Genomic DNA, 22,938 nt, shown 5'->3' on the forward strand with positions numbered 1-22,938 from the left:
TTAATCGTTCCCCGCAGATACCGAAATTTTATCTATACCAGCCGCTTTGACTTGGTCTAGAACTTTAACAACTAGGCCATGCGTTGCGTCTTTATCTGCCTGAATCAATACCGCAGCCTCAGGAGCTTCAGCCAGCATGCGCTCAACGTTTGCTGTTACACGTTCGATATCAACCTGACGGTTTTCCATCATAATCACGCCTGTTTTACTGACGCCGATAAAGATGTTAGCCGAAGGCTTTGAAGTCGCTTGCGAAGCTTTGGGTTTGTTATAATCCAAACCAGAAGGTTTCACAAATGACGTTGTTACAATGAAGAAGATCAACATGATAAACACGATGTCGAGCATCGGTGTCATATCAATTTGCGCTTCCTCGTCTACACTGGAATGCTTTTTACGTGCCATGTTCAATCTCTCTCTAGTGGTGCGGCATGCTGTCTTTTAGCTTTTCTAAACTGATTTTCATTTTTACATCCAGACGAGTACTAAAGAATACTCCCGATAATGCTGCAACCATCCCCGCCATCGTGGGCATAGTCGCCATTGAAATACCAGCCGCCATTAAACGAGCATTACTCGTCCCCTGAACTGCCATCACATCAAACACTGAAATCATACCGGTTACGGTACCTAACAAACCTATCATAGGACAAATAGCTACTAAGGTTTTAATCATCAGCATACGTGCATTCAAATCTTGCTTCGCTTGGGACAGCCAAGCTTCACGGATACGGTGTGCGTACCAAGAGGTGGTTTCCTCTCTAGAATCCCACGCAGATATGATAGCTTTATGTTGCTTTGGTGATATCCAATTAAGATACCAATAACGCTCAAGCATCAATACCCACATTAAGAACAATACAAACGCAACCAACCAAAGGACGTTTCCTCCAGCGGCCATGAAGCCCCTGACGGAATCCCATATGTCCATCAGGTATAGCATCATTAGTTAGCCCTCTTCTCAGCATGTGCTGCGATAATTCCGGCACTTTGCTCTTCCAAAATTTGGGTGATTGATTTGCTACGCGCAACGAGTATTGCATGTAGTAACATCAGAGGCAGAGCCGCAACTAGACCTTGCACTGTAGTAACCAGAGCCATAGAGATACCACCCGCCATCAGTTTAGGATCGCCAGTACCGAACAGTTGGATACTTTGGAAGGTCGCAATCATACCTGTTACTGTACCTAGCAGACCTAACATTGGACCGATAGCTGCAATGACTTTCAAAATTGAAATTCGAGCTTCTAATGCAGGCGTTTCTTTCAGAATAGCTTCATCCAACTTCAACTCTAATGTTTCAACATCAACATCTTTGTTTTCATGGTAAACCTTCAAGATACGACCAAGGGCATTGTTACCTGGATTATCAACATTTTTAGCTTGGCGTTTAACTTTTGCACCGATAGCTGCCAGCACAATGAAACGCTCAACCGCAATTAATAAACCAATAGCAAGTAATATGAGAATAATATAGCCAATGGTACCGCCTGACTCGATACGATCTTCCATGCTAGCTTTGTTAGTAAATATGTTTAACAGTACGCCACGAGCAGGGTCAATATAGAAAGGTGCTGTACCAGAAGCCGTTTCTTCCCATTTAGCAACTGCGCTAACTTGGTAGCCTTCAGGTTGTTGAGACAGCTGTTGTACTAAACCTAATTCAGAGTTATATACAATATATTTACCATCAGCCGTTAAGTTATAAGCACCAATACGATGAATAGTCGTTGTTTTCACGCTACCATCAATTTCGGTAACAGAACCTTCAAACTTAACCACTTTGCCAGATTGCGCCATTTCAAATAGCTGCTCTTGCCAGAATTGTTCTAACTCTTCAATTTTTGGTAATTGTTTACGGGCACCTAAATCAGCAATAAATTTATCGCGATTTGGAAATTGAGCACTAATGTTTGAACTTGCCAGTTTACCTGCGAAATCGCCGGCTTCACCTTTAACTACACCAAACATCTCACCCAAGTCACCTTGAGCCGTTTTTAGATCTTCTTCTAACTGAGCAATTTTACGCTCGTTATCTAAAAACGCTTGGTTCAAATCTTTACCACGTTGCTTTTCAGCAGCCAACGCATTTTTTTCTTTTTGCAGTAAAGCGGCCTTATCGCCACGCTCTGCTTGAAACTCTTGCTCACGCTTGCTATTAACTTTACCTTCAGCAGCACGCTCAACTTTAACTTGTTGCAATAATTGGTCAATTGACTTAGGCGCATCAGCAGCGCTTACCATACCAGCAGTTAAAGAGAAACTTGCAGCCAAGACAGCTGTAGTAATTAACTTCTTCATTATTGTGCAGTCTCCGCAGCAGGAATTGGTAATGCGAATAGATCTAGAGCGCCTTGTTTACGGGCAATGCGGATACCTTTAGTCAGTTCACGCAAATAGCTGTCATCTAACTTATCCCAACCCTTAGATTCTGGGTTGTACATCCAGCCAGTCTTTTGATCTAAACTCTGTGCATAAAGAGCAACACGACCTAAGTTAAAGAAGTCAACCAACACTTCTTTACCATCTAGGTTTAACTTACCTTGGTTAACGGCAACAGCACTACCGTATTCGCGCTCAATACTATAAGCATCAAGAATTAGACGATATTTTTCTGCTAGTGTTACTTCTGCAGTATTAAGTAGTCTTTTCAGCTCATTAACACGATTCGTACGTATTTCAGAATTAAAAGGTAAATCTAATTGAACAAACTGTTCTAATGATTCAACCATTTTAAACATTAATGGCACAACACCTTGGCGAAGTTTATCAACACCATTGATGTCACCCTGCACTGAATCCATTGTCTTTTGTTGATCAGCGACTAAGCTGGCAACATAATCGTTATATGATTTCAGTGATTCGCGCTCATCTGCAACAGAACCATACTCAAAAAGCATGTCTTGTGCTTGATCGAAATACTTATCAACGTTCTTTTGCGACGCAGCAGCATCAGCATGGATCATACTATCCGCTTTCTGCACGTCGGTAAGAGGATCTGCAACTACTAAGCTGCTGCTCGCTAATGCCAGCACGCCAACAAGTGCAGTAGCGATTTTTGTTCTATTGCTTACCTTGGACATAGTTCCCAACCAATTTGAAGTGAATAAAAAGGTTTAACTTACCAGCAACATAACGACAAGGCATAAATACTTGCCGAAAAAATTCCTGTAAGTTCGTCTTTCTCTTGTGATTCTTAGTTTTTTCTTCCCTTTCCTACGCCCTTACAGGCATAGACCCGCTGGCATCATTTCACAAAATGTTGACCTGTGTCAACATTTCAGACGACTAAAAACTAGTGTAAAGAAGCGTTAATAATGAAATTTTTTACGAAAGGTGTTTTTTTAGGCGAAAATGAATCTTTAGGGTTATTACTTTTTGTTCAAAAAAATAAAAATTTAATTTAAACCCTATAAAATCATAAAGATAGCCAACAACCAACTTTGTGCGCCCTCTTTATTAAAATTAACATTTTTTAACATAATGGCGACTCAAGTAGATGTTCTTTACTCATATCCTACTCCTCTCAATAAAAATTTACTTAAGGATTAGGAATGAAACAATATTAAAGAAATCGAAGACCCCGTTTTTTCGAGGAATGTTAATAGTAGAAGAATTTAGAATGGATAATTTAGAGGAAGCTTTCATTAATTTGACTCATCCGAACTGCGGATAAAAGCGAACAAAATCCAATTGCAATAAAGTCATCACTCCCTAGCTGTGGCCTTACATCAGTCTGAATATAGCAATTTCAAAACCTATTTAACTGAATTTATCTGCCCGAAGCACTTCCTTAATTCACCAGCGATACCGGCATTCTTAAACTGTTATGAACAACCTTAGCGCCATAAGTCTCTGTTTAACAGCTAATTCAAACAACTGTCATCGCTTTTAATAACTTAACTAAATTAAACTCAGGATAAGAATGCTTGGACTTGATGTTGCGTAACCGATTTATGATCAATAAAGTTTTTGATTAACTGAAAAATATTTCTCAGATAGTACATCTAAGGCGACGTAGTTGCCTGAGTTTTAGTGAATTTCATCAAAGGTCCAGTTGCTTATGCCTTCCAGGCTAAAAAGATGAGCATAAAAATCAATCAACTAGAAAAGACAATACTCATTTATAACTGATGTTAACTAACCCGCTAGCAGACAAAACCAAATTAGATACCGTAAATATGAAAAAAGCCCTCTAAACATCCAGAGGGCTTTATACCAACTAAAACTTAAAACTTAAATCTTACACCCGCATAGTAACGACGACCAATTGGATCATAAGTACTCGCTGCAGTTTCTACACCAGTGCTACTACCTGGCAATCCACTGATAATTGGTGGGGGATCTTGGTCGAATAAGTTATTAATACCAACATAAAACTCGGCCATATCAAATGGGCGATATGCTACATTTAAGTCATGGTAAGTAACAGAACCAACACCAACAGACTCAGGAGCTAAGTCATAGCCAGATAAGAAACCATCATCTAAGAATGACTCACCGATATAAGTTGTATTCCAAGCGATGTTGAAATCACCAATTTCATAGCCCAATGATAAGTAGAACTTATCTTGAGGGGCATCAATTTCCCCATTAAAGTTATCAGGCTCAGCACCTGGCAACGGTATTTCATAACCTTTAATCACATGGGTATATGCTAAACGCGCATTTGTTTGGCCGACTAAACCATAATCTTCTAAATCTTTTGCGTAAGTTATGACATAGTCAATACCAGATGTAACGTAACCACCACTGTTGGTTACAGCAGAGTCAATATACTCTAAAGAACCAGCACTGTTTGGGCCTTCAGGTGCTTGTCGACGGGTAATAAAACTACATAATGCAGCATTACCTCCGTAACATTGGTCCAAAATATACTGGCGGCCAGTACTAACTATAGCGTCTTCGATTTCAATGTCGAAATAATCGATATTAAAATCAAAGTCCTCTAACACTGCAATACCATCTGGTGAATAGGTTACACCAAAGGTCCATGACTTACCTTTTTCAGCGTCTAAATCTGGATTACCACGATTATAACCACTCACACCTTGAATATCTGACTGATTTAAAGTAAATGCTCCATTTGCTGCGATATTCGCCATCACACCAGCATCAGTGCGACATGCTTCAGCTTGCGCACCTGTTGTCGTTGCAGTAACACCCTGACATGGATCTGTCAAGCCAGTTGGAAAAGTTTGGCTTGGTGGTGAATACAACTCACCAATATTTGGAGCCCTCGTTGATAAAGCACGAATAGCCCTAAAACGAAGTTCATCAATAGGTGCCCAGTCAAGAGCAACGTTCCAGCTTTCAGTATTACCAACGGTAGAATAATCTGAGAAACGTACTGCACCACGTAAATTTAACTGCTTAGCCATAAATGCATCAGCAATCAATGGCACATTCACCTCAGTGAAATATTCCATCACATCAAACTCGCCCTCAGTGCTTGGTATAGCATTACCCGCATTTAAGCCAGCTTGTTGTAACGCATCAAATTCACTACGAGCATATTCCTCACGATACTCGGCACCCACCGCAACACCGACGAAACCAGCTGGTAATTCAAAGACATCACCAGAAACACTCATACCTGCAACAGTTTGTGTTGCAAGTGTGTTTAATGAGCTAGGTGCATTCACATAATTAGCCGCTTCTGGTGACACAGTACCAGCACCAAATATATTAATCGGCACACAACCTTGAGCGCGAGCTGTAGCATCACGGCATACTTTATTACCAAACTCATCAGTAACAGCTTCTAGCGCTGATTTAAAATTCAGAACGTTAACTTGGCCTGTACCAGTTTGTCCTTCTTTACTTTGACCGTATGAGAAATAAGTATCTAAAAACCATCCGTCAGTTAATTCGCCATCAATACCTGTCATAATACGGAAAGTATCACGGTCAGCTCTGCTACCACGGTTAGCTATATCAGACATACGGCGAGTAAAAGAGATATCCTTTAAACCATCACCATTTGTATCTGTAGCTAAGTTATAAAGCTCATCAGGTATCACAGAGTTACGTACTAAAGTACGTTCATATTCACCGGGATTAGTCGCACTTTCAATAAATTGTTCAAACTCAACAGGAAGCTGTCCACCAGAGCCTTTAAAAACATCAACCGAAGACAGTGCAAAGGGTTCTAACTGGCTCTGTGTTTGAGTTGATGCATAGGTTCCTTCAAGTGTAGCGTTCCATCCATCTGCAAACTCATACTTACCTGTCGCTGCAAAAAGGTAGCGCTCCGTCGGTACCGCAATTGTACGGATAGCGTTGCGGTTATAGCCATCAGCTTCACGGGTATCTGTTCCATTGGTTGAGAAACCAGAGATAAAGTTACCGTTCTTATCATAAGTATATGGCTTACCACCTGCAACAAAACGGCCTTGTGGTGCAAAACTTGAGTAAAATGGTTGCATCGGCGTAAACATATCTTCAGGCAGACCCGTTACTGCAGCACCTAAAGATATTTGATCGATTGCCGAGCGATCACGATCGCGTGAGTAGACGGCACCTTGGTTAGTGTAAGCACCATGCACCATGATGTTACCTTTACCGTTAGCAGATGATGTACCCATAGTAAATTGAATTTGATCATCTTCGCTATCACCTTCGGCGCTTTGACCTTTTTGAACATCAAATTCAATACCTTCAAATTCTTTTTTATAGATGATGTTAACTACGCCAGCCACAGCGTCTGAACCATAAACGGCTGAAGCGCCGCCCGTCATAATCTCAACACGCTCAATAAATTGAGTTGGAATTGTATTTAAGTCAACAGCAGTATCACCTGGTACACCTGAAACAAAACGACGTCCATTAACTAGAACTAAAGTTCGCTCACTCCCAAGATTACGTAAATCAACAGTGGAAACACCAGAACCTGAGGTTAAAAAGTTAGAGTTAGTACGGCTAAGCGCGGGGGCACCAAATGCTGGATTTTTAAGCAGCAATTCTTGAACGTTAGCAACACTCGAAGTGTCAATCTCATCTGCGCCAATAACCTGCACAGGTGAGAAACCTTGCAAGTCTGTTGAACGAATGCGAGATCCTGTTACTTCAATTTTCTCAATTGTTTTTTCCGCAACAACTGCATCACCTTCTGCTGCAGCAACAGAAAATGTGCTTAGAGCAGCAACAGCTGCACTACCAACTAATGCGTACTTTATTGAATGGCTTAAAAAGCTGTTCTTATACATTGTCAATCTCCCTATATAAGTATGTCTTTATTATAATATTCCCATCGTCATCACACGACGGGTCACACGAAAACGCAACACAACAATCTAAATCAGCCCAATAAAATCACATTTAAAACACTTAATCAACAATTGAAACGGAAATAACACAGCAATCGGCGTTTGTGAATAGTTTAAAGCTGATGATTAGCCATAAGCTTTGTCTAGTGTCAAATTGAATAAAAATCATAATGGATTGAAATTTAAGCATTTATTTTATAGTGATGGAGAGTTACCCATTATCAAATTGAAAAACAACTCAAACACAAATACTTGCAAAAAATTAACACTTAAAACCACTTTTAAGTATAAGTGCTCAAAAAACCTGACATTTTATGGCTAAATTTTGTTCGGCAAAAAATGGGGAGATCATTACAACATAGGAATAATTTTCAACAAACAACCTCAGTTCTGCTTAAACATGCACTTTTAACCAAAGTGATTTTAATACTGACATTTGACTGGATTTGACTTGTCCTTGATTGCCAATAAGAACAATGACCAAAGATGTCTGTGATAGTTTACATGTGCGGGCAGAACTGACGAGTTCTGAAAATTTGTCGAACAAATACAATAACAAAATTTGAATAACCTTCCATTTGAGAAGTACTCGTTATTTAAGGTGACCAAATTATTGAAATAAATGACTTAATCTAAATGACCATTACGCTATATACCAGTTAGTTTTCCATTTTCTTCATTCTGATGATAAAAAACCCCAAGTTGCCTCAGGGTTTTTATAATTAAAGCTGGAACAAAATAATGACTCCCGCTAACGAGGATTTAGAACTTCATACTCGCACGAACGAAGAAATAACGACCTAACATTTCATAAGTATATGGATCTGTGTTTGAGTCATTATTACCTGTGTAATAGGGAGGCTCTTTATCAAACAGGTTATTGATACCACCTGATAGACGAATGTTTTGAGTTAAATCATAAGATCCTGATAGATCATGGTATATAACACTCCCAACTGTTGGTGCATAACAACTAGATTCTTTGCCTTTACAAGCAAATGAGTCCATCCCATCAATATAACGAGCTTCGTAAGTAAAGCTCCAGTCATCTGCACTAGCAGTGATGTTCATATTACTCTTGAATTTTGCATAGGCTCCCGTACCGCCGGTAATGTAACCACGATAATCCACAGCAACACCATCAGGATCGAATTCTTCATATTCGGTCAGAATTGATGTATCCCAACCTGCTTTCCAATCCAATCCTAGAGCTGAAAATGCATAAGCAACATTAAGGTCATAACCCGCAGTGTTCGTCGCACCGATATTTTGTAGGCCATTGTCAAACTTAATACGACCACTGTTATCAATCTGAATATTAGAAGATTGACACAATACAGTATCAGTATTGATCTTATTACCTGCAGCATCTAAACATTGGTTAGCAATATAATTGTTGTCAACAGAAGTTATAGTGTTTGTTAATTCAATATCGTAGTAATCAACAGTCATAGACAGACCATCTACGAAGCTTGGTGAATAAACTAAACCTATCGTTGTAATGTCGGCTTCTTCTGGAGTTAATAACCCATTACCGCCAACAGTGACTTCTGCTTGGTCTTGTTCTGTTGCAGGATGAACAATTTGTTCGAAGGATGGTGACTTACCACCATATAACTCATCAACAGTTGGAGCACGGAATGCAGTAGACAACCCCCCACGGAACATAAGGTCATCATATACTCGCCAAGTTAAGCCTAGTTTCCATGTAGTGTCATCACCAAACGTGCTGTAATCAAAATAACGCATTGCAGCACTCAGATCGAGTTGTTCCACTAGTGGTAACCCACTTAACAATGGGATAGCCAATTCAGCATAAATTTCATTAACGCTAAAATCACCACCGGTAGGTTCTACCCTAGGATCATTAGCTAACCCCTGTGCTGTTAATGAATCTGGTGTAAACTTTGCAGCTTCTTTACGATTCTCGTATCCAGCAGCAAAGCCCATCATACCCGCTGGTAACTCAACAATATCACCCGATAAGGTTGCAGCAATAATATCTAACTCACTTCCACCACTATTTACTTCGGTATAAATGAATGGAGTGATGCTCTCACCTTCCCATGAAGACTGTAAAAAAGGATCAAACTCCCCCTTTAAAACTGCTGCATTAATTGAACCTAAATTATGTAGATTTGCCAGAGTATCGACAGAGTCGTTGCGACCTTTATTATAAGAGGCATCCCAACTCCAGCCATTATCAAATTCACCTTCTACGCCTAAAACAATACGAATAGTGTCTACAACTTGACTAAAGTCACGGGTACCGGACTCAACCATGCGACGACCATAAGAGAGTTCCTCTCCAGGCTTAACCCATGGCAGCAGGTCATCGGTCATCCAACCACCAGCTGAAATAGGATTATAAACCCATGCATCGCTGTTCCAAATTGGTTGAGGAGCCATTTGTTGATTTGACCAACGCTTTGAATACATAGCCTCAGTAAAGAAACGAGTTGTATCTGTCAGCTCATAGGTTCCAGCAGCCGTGAGATTCAAGCGTTCCATTGGCGTCGATAGATAACTATCTTTCGCATAGTTATATGCATCATTTGCAGTAACATAATCATGGTAAGTACCACCTCTACCACTTAGATCTGCAGTATCGCCCCAAATATGACCACCTTGAGAATAACCACTACCACCGCAAAACAAGCTAATTTTACCACTTGCATCAGGCTTAGTTTCTGTTACAGGGCAATCAGAAAAATCACGATCAGCTTGGCTTGCCTCGCCACGCTTTGTATACTGTGCGCCTATAACGACATTGCCTTTATCAAAGGTGTTACCCAAAGTCATATCAATCGTAGACTCGTCAGCATCACCTTCTCCAGAAATGCCGGTTTGGGCGTTGACTTCAAAACCTTCAAAGTCTCTTTTCAAAATTACGTTAACCACACCAGCAATAGCATCTGTACCATAAACCGCAGAAGCACCATCTTTAAGTACTTCAACTCTTTGGATCATAGAAACTGGAATCGTATTAAGGTCAACAGTAGAAGCAGCTCCTGTACCAGAAGCAATCATTCGACGACCATTAACCAAAACTAGAGTACGGTTAGTGCCTAATCCTCTGAGGTTTATGCGAGAATTACCACCAGAACCATTATTTATGCCAGCGTTAGTCATTGCACCGCCAGCCGAAGTCATTTTCTGCAAAACATCATCAATCGATATTGCACCAGAGGAAATAATGGCTGAAGCATCAATCACGCTAACAGGACTAGCCGTTTCCATATCTGCGCGTTTAATTCGCGAACCAGTTACAGCTATACGCTCAACTTTTGCTCCATCTTTATCATCTGCAAATGTAAAAGGTACATTTAATACCGTAGCAGTCACACCGCTAATCAGTGCAAAGCGCACAGATTTTGCTATCAAGTTTTTTTTATGCATTGTCAATCTCCCGGGAAAATCATGTTTTTATTATAATTTGCTTATTTAATAAGCAGTTTTAAACAAGGGCACCTTAAACATTCCGAAGTGCTGCGGAAGCATAAAATCATATGAGAGACATTTAATCAACAAAAAGATAACCAAATACAAACAAAAAATACACAATGTTTTTTTATTACTAATTGACTTATCGTTAAAAACAAAAAGCCAGTCATTGCTGACTGGCTTTTTGTTAAAACAGTGGTTTCTACTATATAGAAACTGGAAACTTAAAGTGTGTAACGGATACCAATGGCAACGCCGTCAGATTCAGAAAGCGCCATTCTAGCTTCTTGTTCTTTATCTGCACTGGTAAAATCGCTGTAATCTTTACGTGCTTCTACGTAAAGCACTGTGTTTGGGTCCCATACAAAGTGCAAACCAACCACGACAAACTGACGTTTGAACTCATCGTTAGGATCGGCATTAAAGTTAGGTTGAATGACATAGTCTTTACCGGCATCAAGCACGTTGTAAGAAATGAATGGGCGTAATCCATTGTCAAACTTGTAAGAAACTAAACTTTCAATACCATAGGCGTCTTTAATCAAACGACCAATATTGTCTGTGTCATGATTTTCTTGTCTGTTAACGTTTGCAGCAGCGTATAAGCCATTGCTATCGAAGTTACCCCAAGTGATACCCGCACCGTAGATAAGATCAACCGCAGTGGTTTGTTCGCCATTACCAAAACTCACATCAAACTCACCGCGGTTAACACCCGCAGTTAAGGTCAGCATATCAGTGGCTTTATAGGTCAGCGCGCCACCATAAGTATAATTGTATTCTACTTGTTGAGCCGCTTTATCACCGCTTTCCCAGTTCGCTTGACACTGAGCTTGTGAAATATCATCCGTTGTATCACAGGTATAGAAGCTGCTGTTTTTCAACTGTGCTTGAACTGCAAAGCTTACATCGCCAAATGCATTGCGATATTGAACTGTTTTATCACCACGACCAACACCGTTTACCGCGCCATCATCTTTATTATAAGTGTAAACACCTGCAGTGTTACCGTCCCACACAAAACCGTAGTTAGTGTTGTAAACGACATCGTACCAAGCGCCCCACTGCTTACCAATAGTCAGTGTTCCATAAGTGTCATGGGACAGACCAGCGTAACCTAAACGGTTATAAAAGAACTCTTCTTGAACAGATTCGAAGCGATTGTTATAGACGATGTCGCTACTACCTACAGGGTTCACACCCCATTCCAATTTAGCAAATGCTTTCCAACCGTCAGTCAACTCACGATTAAAACCAAAATTAATGCGAGATGCGCCGTTAACAACCTCTGTTTCCCCTTGAGTGTTGATCACGCGTGCATCAATAAAACCACCGATTTCTACGGCATTTTTATTATCTTTATAGATCTCGATAGCTGAGACTGATGGAACTAAAAAAATTGCTGCAAGCGCAGTTGCTACTAACGTCTTGTTCATTTGGTGCTTAACCTTTTTTGTTTATGTTCTGTCAACGTCATTCCGTTGTTATATTTCCTTACAATTTCCTCTTAAAGGGTAGCAAACTTTCAATATTCCCTCAAAGCTAAACCTAAAGAATATGTCGATTAACATCACAAAAACAAACCAGTTAACCTCTACAAAACAGGTCAAAACGCTACATTCGCCACCCTGCGCAACACATAAAGAACATTAAAAACACTATATTAACAGTAACTGCTTTGACGCAATATCCATGTAGTTTAGTTTCATTATCGAAAAAACAGGCTCGGCAATAGGGCCAATTTGCTTATCAATGTAGTATTGGTAATCAATTGGTGACGTTCTGTACAGTAAGGATTCCGGTCCATTTACAGTAATCAGATAATCAATCTGCGCCCCACGCTTGCCAAAAGAGGCATCTCCTGTTAAGTCGCATAATTGTTGAGCGACTTTAACATGGGGAGAAGATTTAGCCGTGTAATCTTCAATATTGCGTCGCATACGTTTGCGAAATACCAAATCATCATCCAACTCACCATCAAGCAGCTTTTCAAACACACTGGCCAAATAAACACTGATATCCCTTTGGTTAAACATCCGTTCATAGAGTGACTCTTGAACTTTGCGCGCTAAAGGGCTCCAATCACTGCGCACTTGCTCCATACCTTTAAAAGTAAGCTCAAGTTCATCGCTCGCATTACGCCACGCGCCAACATAACGTTTTTTACTGCCTTCTAACGACCCTCTTAAGGTCGGCATAAAAAACTGCTCATAGTGGCGTTCAAACTGTAACTCGAGAAAACTCTCAACTTGATGATCTTCACCGATCTTAGCCTGCCACTTAGCATTAATTTCCCGCGCCAGAGTGTTACCTAAGGCGTTAAGGTCTGAGAGATCAGGCTCGCTGCCAAGCCAGACAAAGGTCGAATCCGTATCGCCGTAAATCACTTGATAGCCCATCTCTTCTATCCATGCGCGGGTTTGTTTCATGATTTGATGGCCACGCATAGTGATCGAACTTGCTAACTTTGCATCGTGGAAAACACAACCTTGAGAACCTAAAACCCCATACAACGAGTTCATGATAATTTTTATCGCTTGGGATAAAGGCGCATTGTGCTCACTTTTGGCCTTTTCGCGCTGCTCAGATAATGTTTGGATAAGCTTAGGTAAAATGGGCTGTTGCCGACTGAAACGGCCACCGAGAAACCCCGCAACACAGTCAGACTCGGGCAATTGCAAACCTTCAATTAATCCCTTAGGGTCAATCAAAAAAGTACGAATAATGGAGGGATATAGACTTTTAAAATCGAACACTAAAATATGCTTATAAAGTCCCGGTACAGAATCCATCACATAGCCACCGGGGCTTTCGATCCCATCACTCGCAGGAGCATCGGGAGCGACGTAACCTGCTCGATGTAGATGCGGTAAATACAAATGATTAAATGCCGCCACCGAAGCCCCAACCCGCCCCAACTCTAAACCTGTTAGTTCAGCTCGCGCGAGGGCGAACTCCCATAATTGAGTATGACTAAAAATATCCCACACCAGACGGCTGTCAGTAAGATTGTAATGCGCTAATGCTTGTTTGTGGGCCTTAAACAGCTGATCAATTTCTTCAACGCGATTATCCACGTTATGAATGGCCTTGCCTTCACCTAATAATTTCCGCGAAACAAATTCCAACGAAAACCGCTCAAAATGATAGAAAGCGGCTTTAAGCCAATCGATACCATCGAGTACCACACGGCCCGGTAAAACTAAGGTTTCTGGCCGAAATTTATTATCGACTTTCCACTCAAGCTTTGCCCCGCCGCGGCCAATGGTGAGCGGAATACGATGTAATAATGCACGGCGTGACAATAGCGCGAGATCGAAACTCACCACTGACCAACCGATAATAAAGTCAGGATCAAACTCATGGAACCACGCGATTAATCGATGAATGAGTGCAGCCTCATCGGCCACCCATTCAATATATTCGGGAGAGTTTGATTCAGCCTCACCCACCATAATCACTTTTTCATAAGTCTGCTTGAGACTGTCTTGCTCTCCGTCTCGGCCACTGTATTGACCATATAGTGCAACTGAATAGAGTAAACCTTCAAAACTACATTCAAAATCCAGTGAAATACAGCGCAAATGTACAGCCGTTAAAGGGGCAATACTCTTAGCCCGCTCGGCGATAAACACGGGCAGCGAGTTAGCCTCAAGACTGTCGCTAGTCGGCGCGTGTATGTTACTCGTCGCAGAGAAATGCCCTAAAAATGCCACATCCAGCGCCACAAACCGCTCGATTAAATAACGCTGTTCGGGGCGAATGTCGGCTTCAAATAAAGGGATATCGGCATCTTTAGCGATGCGCTGTAAGGTACGTAAACTATTGCTAGATTTAGCATAAACACCACTAACCGCGCCACCTTTAAAGCTTTTGAGTGCTAACGGTACAAACCGCAATGCTTGACCCGGCGTTTGCAACTGCAAAGCCGTGACATCAGTTTGATGACAAAAACAAATGTGTTCAGTGCCTTGCACTTCCACCAGCACAGGGCCTTGGGCGGTAGCCAGATAATACTGCAACACTAAACTCCCATGACGATGAATCGCATGGCGTGTTAAGACTCGACCTTGTACACTAACGGCCGCGGTAGCCTCTGACTTCATCGCATGGGTTCCCAAATCGCATAGCTAGTCAATTTAGATGGTTCCTCAATTTAAATGCCGCCAAATGGCAGAAAAGTTTCTTAGGCTATGCAATCACTGTTATTATGTACAGCATTAATTCGATAAAGTAGTGACGCATGTTACCTGACAATGTAAAAACCCAGATCCGCGCCATCTATAAGGATATCGCTACCGCCTTGCCTAATTTTAGGCCGCGCCGCGAACAAAACTATATGGTGGCGGAAATCTCTAAGACCCTCGCCGGCGACTATGATAAAGATAGGCGCATAATTGTGGTCGAAGCAGGCACTGGGATCGGTAAATCATTGTCTTATATCCTCGGTACCATTCCACTGGCATTAGCGAGCAAGAAAAAGGTCTGCATCGCTACCGCAACCGTCGCTTTGCAGGAGCAATTACTGCATAAAGACTTGCCCTTCTTCCTTGAGCAATCCGGCTTAAATTTCCGCTTTGGCTTAGTTAAAGGTCGACAACGTTATGTGTGTCTATCGAAACTGGCGATGCTCATCGGTGACGACAACAGTACACAAATGGCCATGTGGCAAACTAAACCAGACAATAGCCAAGTGGCTATGATGCACGGCCTGTTAAAAGACTATAACGAAGGTCGCTGGAACGGCGAAATCGACACCTTAGCCGTGCCGCTGCCCGATCACCTGTGGCAACAAATCGCCTGCGACAAACACAGCTGTCATCGCCAAGTCGCCAGCCACAGAAATTGCCCGTTCCATAAAGCCCGCGAAGATGTCGATACTTGGGACGTGCTCATCGCCAACCACAGCTTGTTATTCGCCGATTTAGAATTAGGCGGCGGCGTGATTTTGCCCGATCCCGAAGACGTGTTTTATGTTATCGATGAGGCACATCACTTACCGATTGTGGCGCGGGATTTCTCCAGTGCACAGGCCACGCTGAGGGGCGCCTGCGACTGGCTCGAAAAAATTGGTAAAACCTGCGCTAAGTTACAAAACCAAATAAAGAGCAACAATATCATTGCCCCCGCGCAGGCAATGCAAGATCATTTAGGCGATCTTATCAGCCAGCTCAATCAAGTGGCCCACTACTGCGATACCCAGACCAAACACTTTGCCAATCCTGAAAACCGTCTGCGTTTTGAGCACGGCAAACTACCAGAGTCATTACTCATTCTCGCCGAAAACCTTGCTGTGACCTCTAATCTTGCCCTCAAACAGTTTAATAAAATGCTGTCACTGCTGGCCGAGGCGATTAAAGATGGCGATATTCCTAAACATCAATCCGAAGCACTATTGGCCGAAACCGGATTTATGCTGCAAAGGCTCGAAAACCTGCAGAAATTGTGGAGGATGATGGCCAAGGAAGATAAGCACAAAGGCGCACCTATGGCGCGCTGGGTCGAACTCATCACAGGTAAACAAGTGGATTATCTGTTTAGCGCTTCACCTATCGAAGTCGGCTTTATGCTGGAATCCATGCTGTGGCAAAAGGCCGCGGGCGTGGTTTTATGTAGTGCCACACTGCGCGCACTCAATAACTTCGACCATTTCGTGCATCAAGTAGGTTTGTCACTCAACGATGGCAGTCGTTATTTAGCCTTACAATCGCCCTTCGATTACCCCAATAATGCGACACTTTATTTACCCAAAATGCGCACTGAGCCGACGGATGATGCCTATACGGCTGAACTTGCCGAACAAATCATCACCCTTATTGAAGGCGAAATGGCAACCTTAGTGTTATTCGCCTCCTACTGGCAAATGGAAAAAGTGGTTGAATTACTTGAAGGTAAACTCACCACTGAACTACTTATTCAAGGCAATGCGCCACGGCAACAGTTGTTAGAAAATCATAAAGCTAAATGCGATAATGGCGAACCAAGCATCTTGTTTGGCACCGGCAGTTTCTCTGAAGGTCTCGACTTGCCCGGCGATTATCTGACGAACTTGATCGTCACTAAACTGCCCTTTGCCGTGCCAACCTCGCCCGTTGAGCAAGCGCATGCAGAATATGTCAAAGTCAAAGGCGGTAATCCCTTCTTGCAACTGACGATCCCAGATGCTTCACGTAAGCTTATTCAAAGTTGTGGTAGATTACTGCGTAAAGAGCAAGATTATGGCCGAGTGACCATTTTAGATAGGCGGTTAGTCACTAAACGCTATGGCAAGTCCTTACTGGATGCCTTACCGCCCTTTAGACGTGTTATAGAGTAGGATTAAAATTTGGAGTTGTTACTCGAGCCCAGTCATTGGGCCCTGTTGGCAGTCATAGGTCTTATCGCTGGATTCATTGATGCCGTCGTGGGTGGCGGTGGCCTATTGTCGATCCCCGCACTGTTAACCTTAGGGATTGCGCCGCATACCGTATTAGGCACCAATAAGTTAGCAGCAAGCTTTGGCTCTTTTATGGCGGCTTGGACCTATTATCGCAAACACCTCTTTAAACCCTCGTTTTGGTACATGGCTTTTATCGCCACCTTTATTGGCGCCGTATTGGGCAGTTTCTTAGTCTATTTAGTCGATACTCAATGGCTCGAAAAAGTCCTACCCTTGCTGATCATTGGCATCGCCATTTACAGTTTAGTCAGCCCCAATGCGATGTCAGACGTTAACTGCCAAGCAGCAACCAGCAAGCCGCCAGCCAAGCAACAATGGCTACAGGGACTGGCTTTAGGCACTTATGACGGTTTTGCTGGCCCAGGCATTGGCGCATTTTGGACTGTCACATCCGGCTCTTTGTATAAACTGCCTTTACTGCACAGTTGCGGCCTCGCCCGTGCGATGACCTTCACTAGCAACTTGACCGCATTGACTATCTTTGGCTGGCTTGGGCAGGTAGAGTGGCAAATAGGTTTGTGGATGGGATTGTGCATGATGTTAGGCTCATTTATCGGCGCCCGCTGCGCGATTAAATTTGGCATGCCCTTTATTCGTCCACTGTTTATTTTGATCGTGCTAATGATTGCAGCGAATTTGGCATGGAGCGCATGGTTGTGAACACCCAACAATTAATGGTGATGCTGAAGAATCAGCTTAAAGCCTTAGAACAAGAAGTGCTGCAACACGATAATCGACTCGCCCCGCCGCAGCGTAAACTTCTGCAAGAAACGGAGCGTTTTAATCACTCGCTGTTTGTCCAACACGGCGCCCAACTCGGCCCCTGTATTGAACAAATTCGTAGCAGTATTATGCAGCTCGAAAAACAAATTAAGCTTAAACTCGCCCCCCAGACCATTGCCCTGAGCTGTGAGCGGATCCAAGATAGATTTACCGCAGTCAAACGAGCCTTGCTGACCACTTCTATTGACATTAAGTCTAAAACTCAGCAGCGTGCCAGTAGCCGTGCCCGTTTTGCACAGCGCCAGAATCAGTCTCACCAAGCCAGTGGTTTCGATTGGATCGCCAATAACGTGATGCAAAATAGTCATGAGATCTACGAAGAATTGAACAAACATCTTAATTGGGCGAAAAAATTTGAACAAAAAATTGAAGAAATGGAATCAAAACTTGAAAACTGTCATAGTGCTGACAAAATAAAATTGCAAAATGACATCCTTTTGATGCATCGTCGTCTAGGAAAATGCAGGCAAGCTATTAGTTATATAGAAGATCGCATTCAAATATTCGAACGCCCGTATCAGAGTAATAACCGTTAAGGAGTAACAATGAAATCACTTTTGCCAATTAGCAGCCTGCTAGTATTACTCGGATCTGCCTCAGCCTTCGCTGCAGATCTGAACATTCCTATGTCATTTGAGTACCTTGCTCTTGATGGTAAAAAAGTCGAGTCGAGCGTATTTAACCATAAAAGCAGCTTAGAATTGGCCCCCGGCACTCACAAAATAGCCATTCGTTATCATGAAATGGTAGAGGATGATTTTAGTGACAGCCAAACCTTTGTTAAGTCAGCCCCTTTCATCGTGACCTTAGACGTTGATGGCGACTATCAATATTACCTCCAAGCCGCCGAAGGCAAAGTCGTTAAAAAGCCGAAAGTTTACGCGCAAAACCCACAAATCAAATTGACCCGTGGCGACAAAGGCGACGTCAATTTCCAAGTGGTGAATACCAATTTAGAAGAAGAAAGCTTCGTCTCTCGCCTTTTCAGTGGTAATCAAGCCGTTGACGTATCGGGAACTGCCGCAGCAGCAACTGGTGCAGCAGGCGCTGTGGTTGCCGTTGCACCAGCACCCGTGGCAACATCGGCGACCGTTAGCGCGACGTCACTCACTGCCCCCGTAGACACTTCTAAAGCAACAGCTGCCAATCCACAACAAATGTTGCAATACTGGTGGTTACAAGCGGATGAGAAAACACGTAAAGAATTTATGAGCTGGGCAATTTCACAGCTATAACAACTTCCGATAACGAGGTTTAGTCAATATTGACTCTGATCCCACTGGTTTATCACGCCAGCTATTCCAAGCTGGCGCTTCCTCCCCATCACAGATTTCCCACCACTAAATACGCACATTTACGGCAGTACTTACTCGATAACCACATTGCCACGACTGCACAATTCCACGCACCAACGGCCATGACTGCAGAAGATGTAATGCAAGTGCATCAACGCGAGTACGTAGAGCAGTTTATCGCAGGCACTTTGCCAACAGCGGCGCTTAGACGGATTGGTTTTCCGTGGAGTGAAGCCTTAGTTGAGCGCACCTTGCATTCTGTGGCTGGCACCACACTCACTGCTTCATTAGCCATAAATCAAGGTATTGCCCTGCACCTAACGGGTGGCTATCATCACGCCCATTACGATTTTGGCAGCGGCTATTGTATTTTCAACGACCTTATCCTCGCGGCCAGAAATGCCATCGCGAGCCAGCAAGTACACAAGGTACTGATTTTTGATTGCGATGTGCATCAAGGTGACGGCAGTGCAACCCTCAGCCACCAACATCAAGGGATCATCAGTTGCTCGATTCACTGCAAAGAGAATTTCCCGAGTCGTAAGCAGCATTCCCACCATGATATTGAGCTAACCAAAGGCAGCGATGACAATCTGTACCTCGAAACAGTGGAGCAGACACTCGCCCTCCTTATCCGAATCCATCAACCAAATCTGATTCTTTATGATGCTGGGGTCGATATTCATCAAAATGACGATCTTGGCTTGCTCAATATCAGCCAAGAAGGACTGTTCAGACGGGATTTAACTGTGTTATCAATGGCAAAATCGGAAAATATTCCAATTGCAGCCGTGATAGGCGGCGGCTACAGCAGAGACGCACTACAATTAAGCCAAAGACACAGCCAACTTTTTATTGCGGCAAATCATTTGTGGTAGCAAACTCAATGAAAACCGTCATGGAGCATAACAATGCAACTCGAAATCCGTAATTACTACGAAGTTCTTTTAATGGAAATATTGTCAGATGAAGGACTTATGGACGAACTTCCTGAGGACTATCTCGCCGACTTATGTTGCGTGACCTTAAATCAACTGCCAGTCCGCTACATACGCCACCTCGTCGATACTTACTTCTTTGAAGACTATAACGAGCTGCAGGAATTAAAGCGTGAGATCCAAACCGCACTCGAAAAGTCCCGCGCTTTTCTTAAACAAAATCTGCAAAAAAGATTACAGGAAGAAGCCGAAGCAAATCGCTAATCTTGCTAAGAGTTACTATTGAGAGCATTTTTAGCCGTTGCAGTGGCAAGAACAGAGGCAGGTAATAGATTATCTCATTGTGCAGAAATATTAACGCTATAAATGATTAACAGCAGAAAACGGAAATAGTCTGCAAGCTAAAATATTGAATAACATAAATTGAGTATATATAGAGAAGTACAACGGAGATAAACAGAGGGACTGCTGAATTGGAGGTTCCCCTAGAGCCGACACCCCGGCACACGAGTCGCTTGCTGCGGTTGCTCCCTTCCGGGCCTGGCCGAGTTCACAAGTTATCATTGCGGGGGGACCCTAGGGTCACCATAGCTTCGAACATTACTTTGAATGACATAAACCAAAGCATTGCTTGAACGCGAAGGATTATCCCCCATGGACCCTAAGGGATCAAGCGCTAATCGATAAGATCTCTTAATATCCCACCTAACTGCACAATCTATAAGCAAATGGAGTGATTGAAATGATAAAAGCCTGCAAATGCAGACTTTTATATATGTTTTACTGAATCTCTTATCATAAAAATCAGCAGGCTACATCGCAATCATCGCCAAAGGTGGTTACAACTTGATCAAATGGCGATTTTGTTCAATTATCTTAGCCCCAACACCAGAGACATTGGCTAAGTCATCTATAGCATTGAACTTACCATTTTTAGTGCGATAGTCGACAATCGCTTGAGCCTTTGCGGCACCAATCCCTTTGAGCACGAGTAACTGCTCGGCTGAAGCGGTATTGATGTTGACTTGAGCGGCATCTGGCATAGCTTTCTTCACATCCGATGCCATTTCACCCGCTTCAGTTTTAGCCTGTACTTTCACGGCGGCCTTGGTTGGGGTTTCTGTTGCGATTGCTGGGCTTGCCAAAAAAGCCGTTAATGCTATGGCACTCATAAAAGCAGGTATACGATTTGTGGTTTTCATAACAATTCCTCTATTCCATGATTTGCGGCCTTTCGTCCTACTTCCGTGGCCTCAAATCAAAAATAGTCTAAGCTGTCCCGAAATACCAAATCGGCGTCATAAATATTCACTATCGCTAAACTTCTGTCTTCGGCTCAATGAGCCAGTGCTTGACTATGATAAAAAGATGCAAAAAGCATCCTTTTATCATTCAAATAACTAACGGTCTTTAAAATAACAACATTCATTAAGCTAATCGAGCTAGCGCTTGGTTCAAGTCGGCGATGATGTCGTCACAATCCTCTAAACCAATAGAGATCCGCAGCAAATTATCACCAATACCAGCGGCAGCCCTCGCCTCTGACGTATAAGGTGAATGCGTCATCGATGCAGGATGTTGAATCAGGGATTCAGCATCACCTAGACTCACCGCAATTGAGAACAACTTTAGATATCCGACAAAGGCCATGGCTTCTTCTAAATTTGCCGCCAGTTCAAACGCGATAACACCACCAGCACGTTTCATCTGCTGGCCAATGAATTTATGCCCTTGATGAGATTTAAGCCCGGGGTAATACACACGTGTAATGCTTGGATGTTCCGCCAAAAACTCTGCCACGCGCTGGGCACTATCGCAATGGCGCTGCAAACGCACATCTAAGGTTTTAAGGCCGCGTAAGATCAGCCAAGCATCATGTGGCGATATCACAGCGCCAATATCCTTTAAAATTTCATACTTCACTTTATGGAGCTGTTCTTCACAGCCACACACTATCCCCGCAATCACATCGCCATGGCCATTGAGATATTTAGTCGCACTGTGGACCACCAAATCAATGCCAAAATCCAGCGGCCTCTGCAGTAATGGCGTCATGAAGGTATTATCGACAATACTGACCAACTGATGACGTTTGGCAATATTCGCAATTGACGCTAAATCAAATACCTGCAAATGCGGATTGACAGGGGTTTCACAGAAAATGACCTTAGTATTGGATTTGATCGCCGCTTCTATTTCTGTTACCGATGAAAAGTCCACTAGGGACACTTCAATACCAAAGCGGGCAAACTGAGTCGTCATTAGCGCATAAGTACAACCGTATACGGCATTCGACGCCACTAAGTGATCGCCCATCTGCAAATTAGCCAGCAATGCGGCGGATACTGCGCCCATACCAGAAGCAGTTGCTGCAGCGGCCTCTGCCCCTTCTAAAATCGCCATTTTACGTTCAAGCTCAGCAGTTGTCGGATTCCCTAAGCGCGTGTAAATATACCCCTGCTCATTACCCGAAAATCGCTCACCACCTTGCTGTGCAGACTCAAACACAAAAGTCGCACTTTGGTAAAGCGGCGTCACTAAGGCACCAAAGGCCTCTCGCTCATGGCCGCCATGAATAACCTGTGTCGCCGCCTTCCACATCTTGCCTGACTCATCTTGCATACCTAGCTCCTTGTCATTGGCATTGAGCAGTTCCCGTTCTTGATTAATTGTTGGTGTGGAGCGCTCAATGCCCGCATTATGGATAATCTAATAGATAAGTTAATGAAACATTAGCCCTATCGAATAAGCCCTACCATAACGCGGCCAAG

The 22,938-nt window shown here is 43.0% G+C and carries 16 protein-coding genes and 1 other RNA gene; 6 read left to right on the top strand and 11 right to left on the bottom strand.

Annotated features, from left to right (window positions below; translation table 11 throughout):
* The 8 genes from L5L91_RS01560 to L5L91_RS01595 form a co-directional block, all read right to left on the bottom strand.
* Nucleotides 1–405, bottom strand: a complete 405-nt coding sequence (locus L5L91_RS01560; protein ID WP_028760438.1) for an ExbD/TolR family protein — start codon at nt 403–405, stop codon at nt 1–3.
* A 13-nt stretch (nt 406–418) separates the two neighbouring features.
* Nucleotides 419–946, bottom strand: a complete 528-nt coding sequence (locus L5L91_RS01565; RefSeq protein WP_081729046.1) for a MotA/TolQ/ExbB proton channel family protein — start codon at nt 944–946, stop codon at nt 419–421.
* Nucleotides 946–2,301 carry a MotA/TolQ/ExbB proton channel family protein gene (locus L5L91_RS01570; protein ID WP_263235527.1) on the bottom strand — a complete coding sequence of 452 codons (1,356 nt, stop codon included), beginning with the start codon at nt 2,299–2,301 and terminating at the stop codon, nt 946–948. The genes L5L91_RS01565 and L5L91_RS01570 overlap by 1 nt, the downstream gene beginning before the upstream one ends.
* Entirely contained in the window at nt 2,301–3,083 is a 783-nt protein-coding gene (locus tag L5L91_RS01575) for a DUF3450 domain-containing protein (protein ID WP_105252918.1), read from the bottom strand. Before L5L91_RS01575 ends, L5L91_RS01570 begins: the two co-directional genes overlap by 1 nt.
* Nucleotides 3,084–4,229: 1,146 nt before the next feature.
* Nucleotides 4,230–7,208: a TonB-dependent receptor domain-containing protein gene (locus L5L91_RS01580; RefSeq protein WP_173245588.1), complete on the bottom strand. Its 2,979-nt coding sequence runs from the start codon at nt 7,206–7,208 to the stop codon at nt 4,230–4,232.
* An 822-nt stretch (nt 7,209–8,030) separates the two neighbouring features.
* Entirely contained in the window at nt 8,031–10,667 is a 2,637-nt protein-coding gene (locus tag L5L91_RS01585; protein WP_263235529.1) for a TonB-dependent receptor, read from the bottom strand.
* Nucleotides 10,668–10,936: 269 nt separating this feature from the next.
* Nucleotides 10,937–12,148 (bottom strand): porin, encoded by a 1,212-nt coding sequence (locus L5L91_RS01590; protein ID WP_028760445.1) that lies wholly within the window; start codon nt 12,146–12,148, stop codon nt 10,937–10,939.
* Between the two features lie 222 nt (nt 12,149–12,370).
* Nucleotides 12,371–14,818 carry a DNA polymerase II gene (locus L5L91_RS01595; RefSeq protein ID WP_263235531.1) on the bottom strand — a complete coding sequence of 816 codons (2,448 nt, stop codon included), beginning with the start codon at nt 14,816–14,818 and terminating at the stop codon, nt 12,371–12,373.
* Nucleotides 14,819–14,955: 137 nt separating this feature from the next.
* Between L5L91_RS01595 and dinG the strand changes: the two genes are divergently transcribed.
* Genes dinG through L5L91_RS01625 form a run of 6 tightly spaced genes read left to right on the top strand, consistent with a single transcriptional unit; the run spans nt 14,956 to nt 20,431 of the window.
* Nucleotides 14,956–17,028: an ATP-dependent DNA helicase DinG gene (gene dinG / locus L5L91_RS01600; protein WP_263235532.1), complete on the top strand. Its 2,073-nt coding sequence runs from the start codon at nt 14,956–14,958 to the stop codon at nt 17,026–17,028.
* A 9-nt stretch (nt 17,029–17,037) separates the two neighbouring features.
* Nucleotides 17,038–17,811 carry a sulfite exporter TauE/SafE family protein gene (locus L5L91_RS01605; RefSeq protein WP_263235533.1) on the top strand — a complete coding sequence of 258 codons (774 nt, stop codon included), beginning with the start codon at nt 17,038–17,040 and terminating at the stop codon, nt 17,809–17,811.
* On the top strand, nt 17,802–18,470 hold the full coding sequence (locus L5L91_RS01610) for a primosomal replication protein (protein ID WP_206765984.1): 669 nt from the start codon (nt 17,802–17,804) through the stop codon (nt 18,468–18,470). Before L5L91_RS01605 ends, L5L91_RS01610 begins: the two co-directional genes overlap by 10 nt.
* A gap of 9 nt (nt 18,471–18,479) precedes the next feature.
* Complete coding sequence (locus L5L91_RS01615) at nt 18,480–19,169, top strand: DUF2057 domain-containing protein (RefSeq protein ID WP_263235535.1); 690 nt, start codon at nt 18,480–18,482, stop codon at nt 19,167–19,169.
* 29 nt (nt 19,170–19,198) lie between these two features.
* Entirely contained in the window at nt 19,199–20,107 is a 909-nt protein-coding gene (locus L5L91_RS01620; RefSeq protein ID WP_263235536.1) for a histone deacetylase, read from the top strand.
* A 33-nt stretch (nt 20,108–20,140) separates the two neighbouring features.
* A complete protein-coding gene (locus tag L5L91_RS01625) occupies nt 20,141–20,431 on the top strand; it encodes a late competence development ComFB family protein (protein WP_028760452.1) in 291 nt (96 codons plus the stop codon).
* 218 nt (nt 20,432–20,649) lie between these two features.
* On the opposite strand, the gene ffs is transcribed toward L5L91_RS01625, so the two are convergent.
* From ffs to megL, 3 genes are all read right to left on the bottom strand, one after another.
* An RNA gene (gene ffs, locus L5L91_RS01630) (signal recognition particle sRNA small type) lies at nt 20,650–20,747 on the bottom strand.
* Between the two features lie 259 nt (nt 20,748–21,006).
* Nucleotides 21,007–21,369: a ComEA family DNA-binding protein gene (locus L5L91_RS01635; protein WP_173496509.1), complete on the bottom strand. Its 363-nt coding sequence runs from the start codon at nt 21,367–21,369 to the stop codon at nt 21,007–21,009.
* Between the two features lie 226 nt (nt 21,370–21,595).
* The gene (gene megL, locus L5L91_RS01640; RefSeq protein WP_263235538.1) at nt 21,596–22,789 is read right to left on the bottom strand and encodes a methionine gamma-lyase; all 1,194 of its coding nucleotides are present in this window, start codon (nt 22,787–22,789) and stop codon (nt 21,596–21,598) included.
* Between the last annotated feature and the right edge of the window lie 149 nt (nt 22,790–22,938).

The organism is Shewanella sp. SM55 (genome assembly GCF_025654025.1).
GTDB classification, from domain to species: domain Bacteria; phylum Pseudomonadota; class Gammaproteobacteria; order Enterobacterales; family Shewanellaceae; genus Shewanella; species Shewanella oncorhynchi.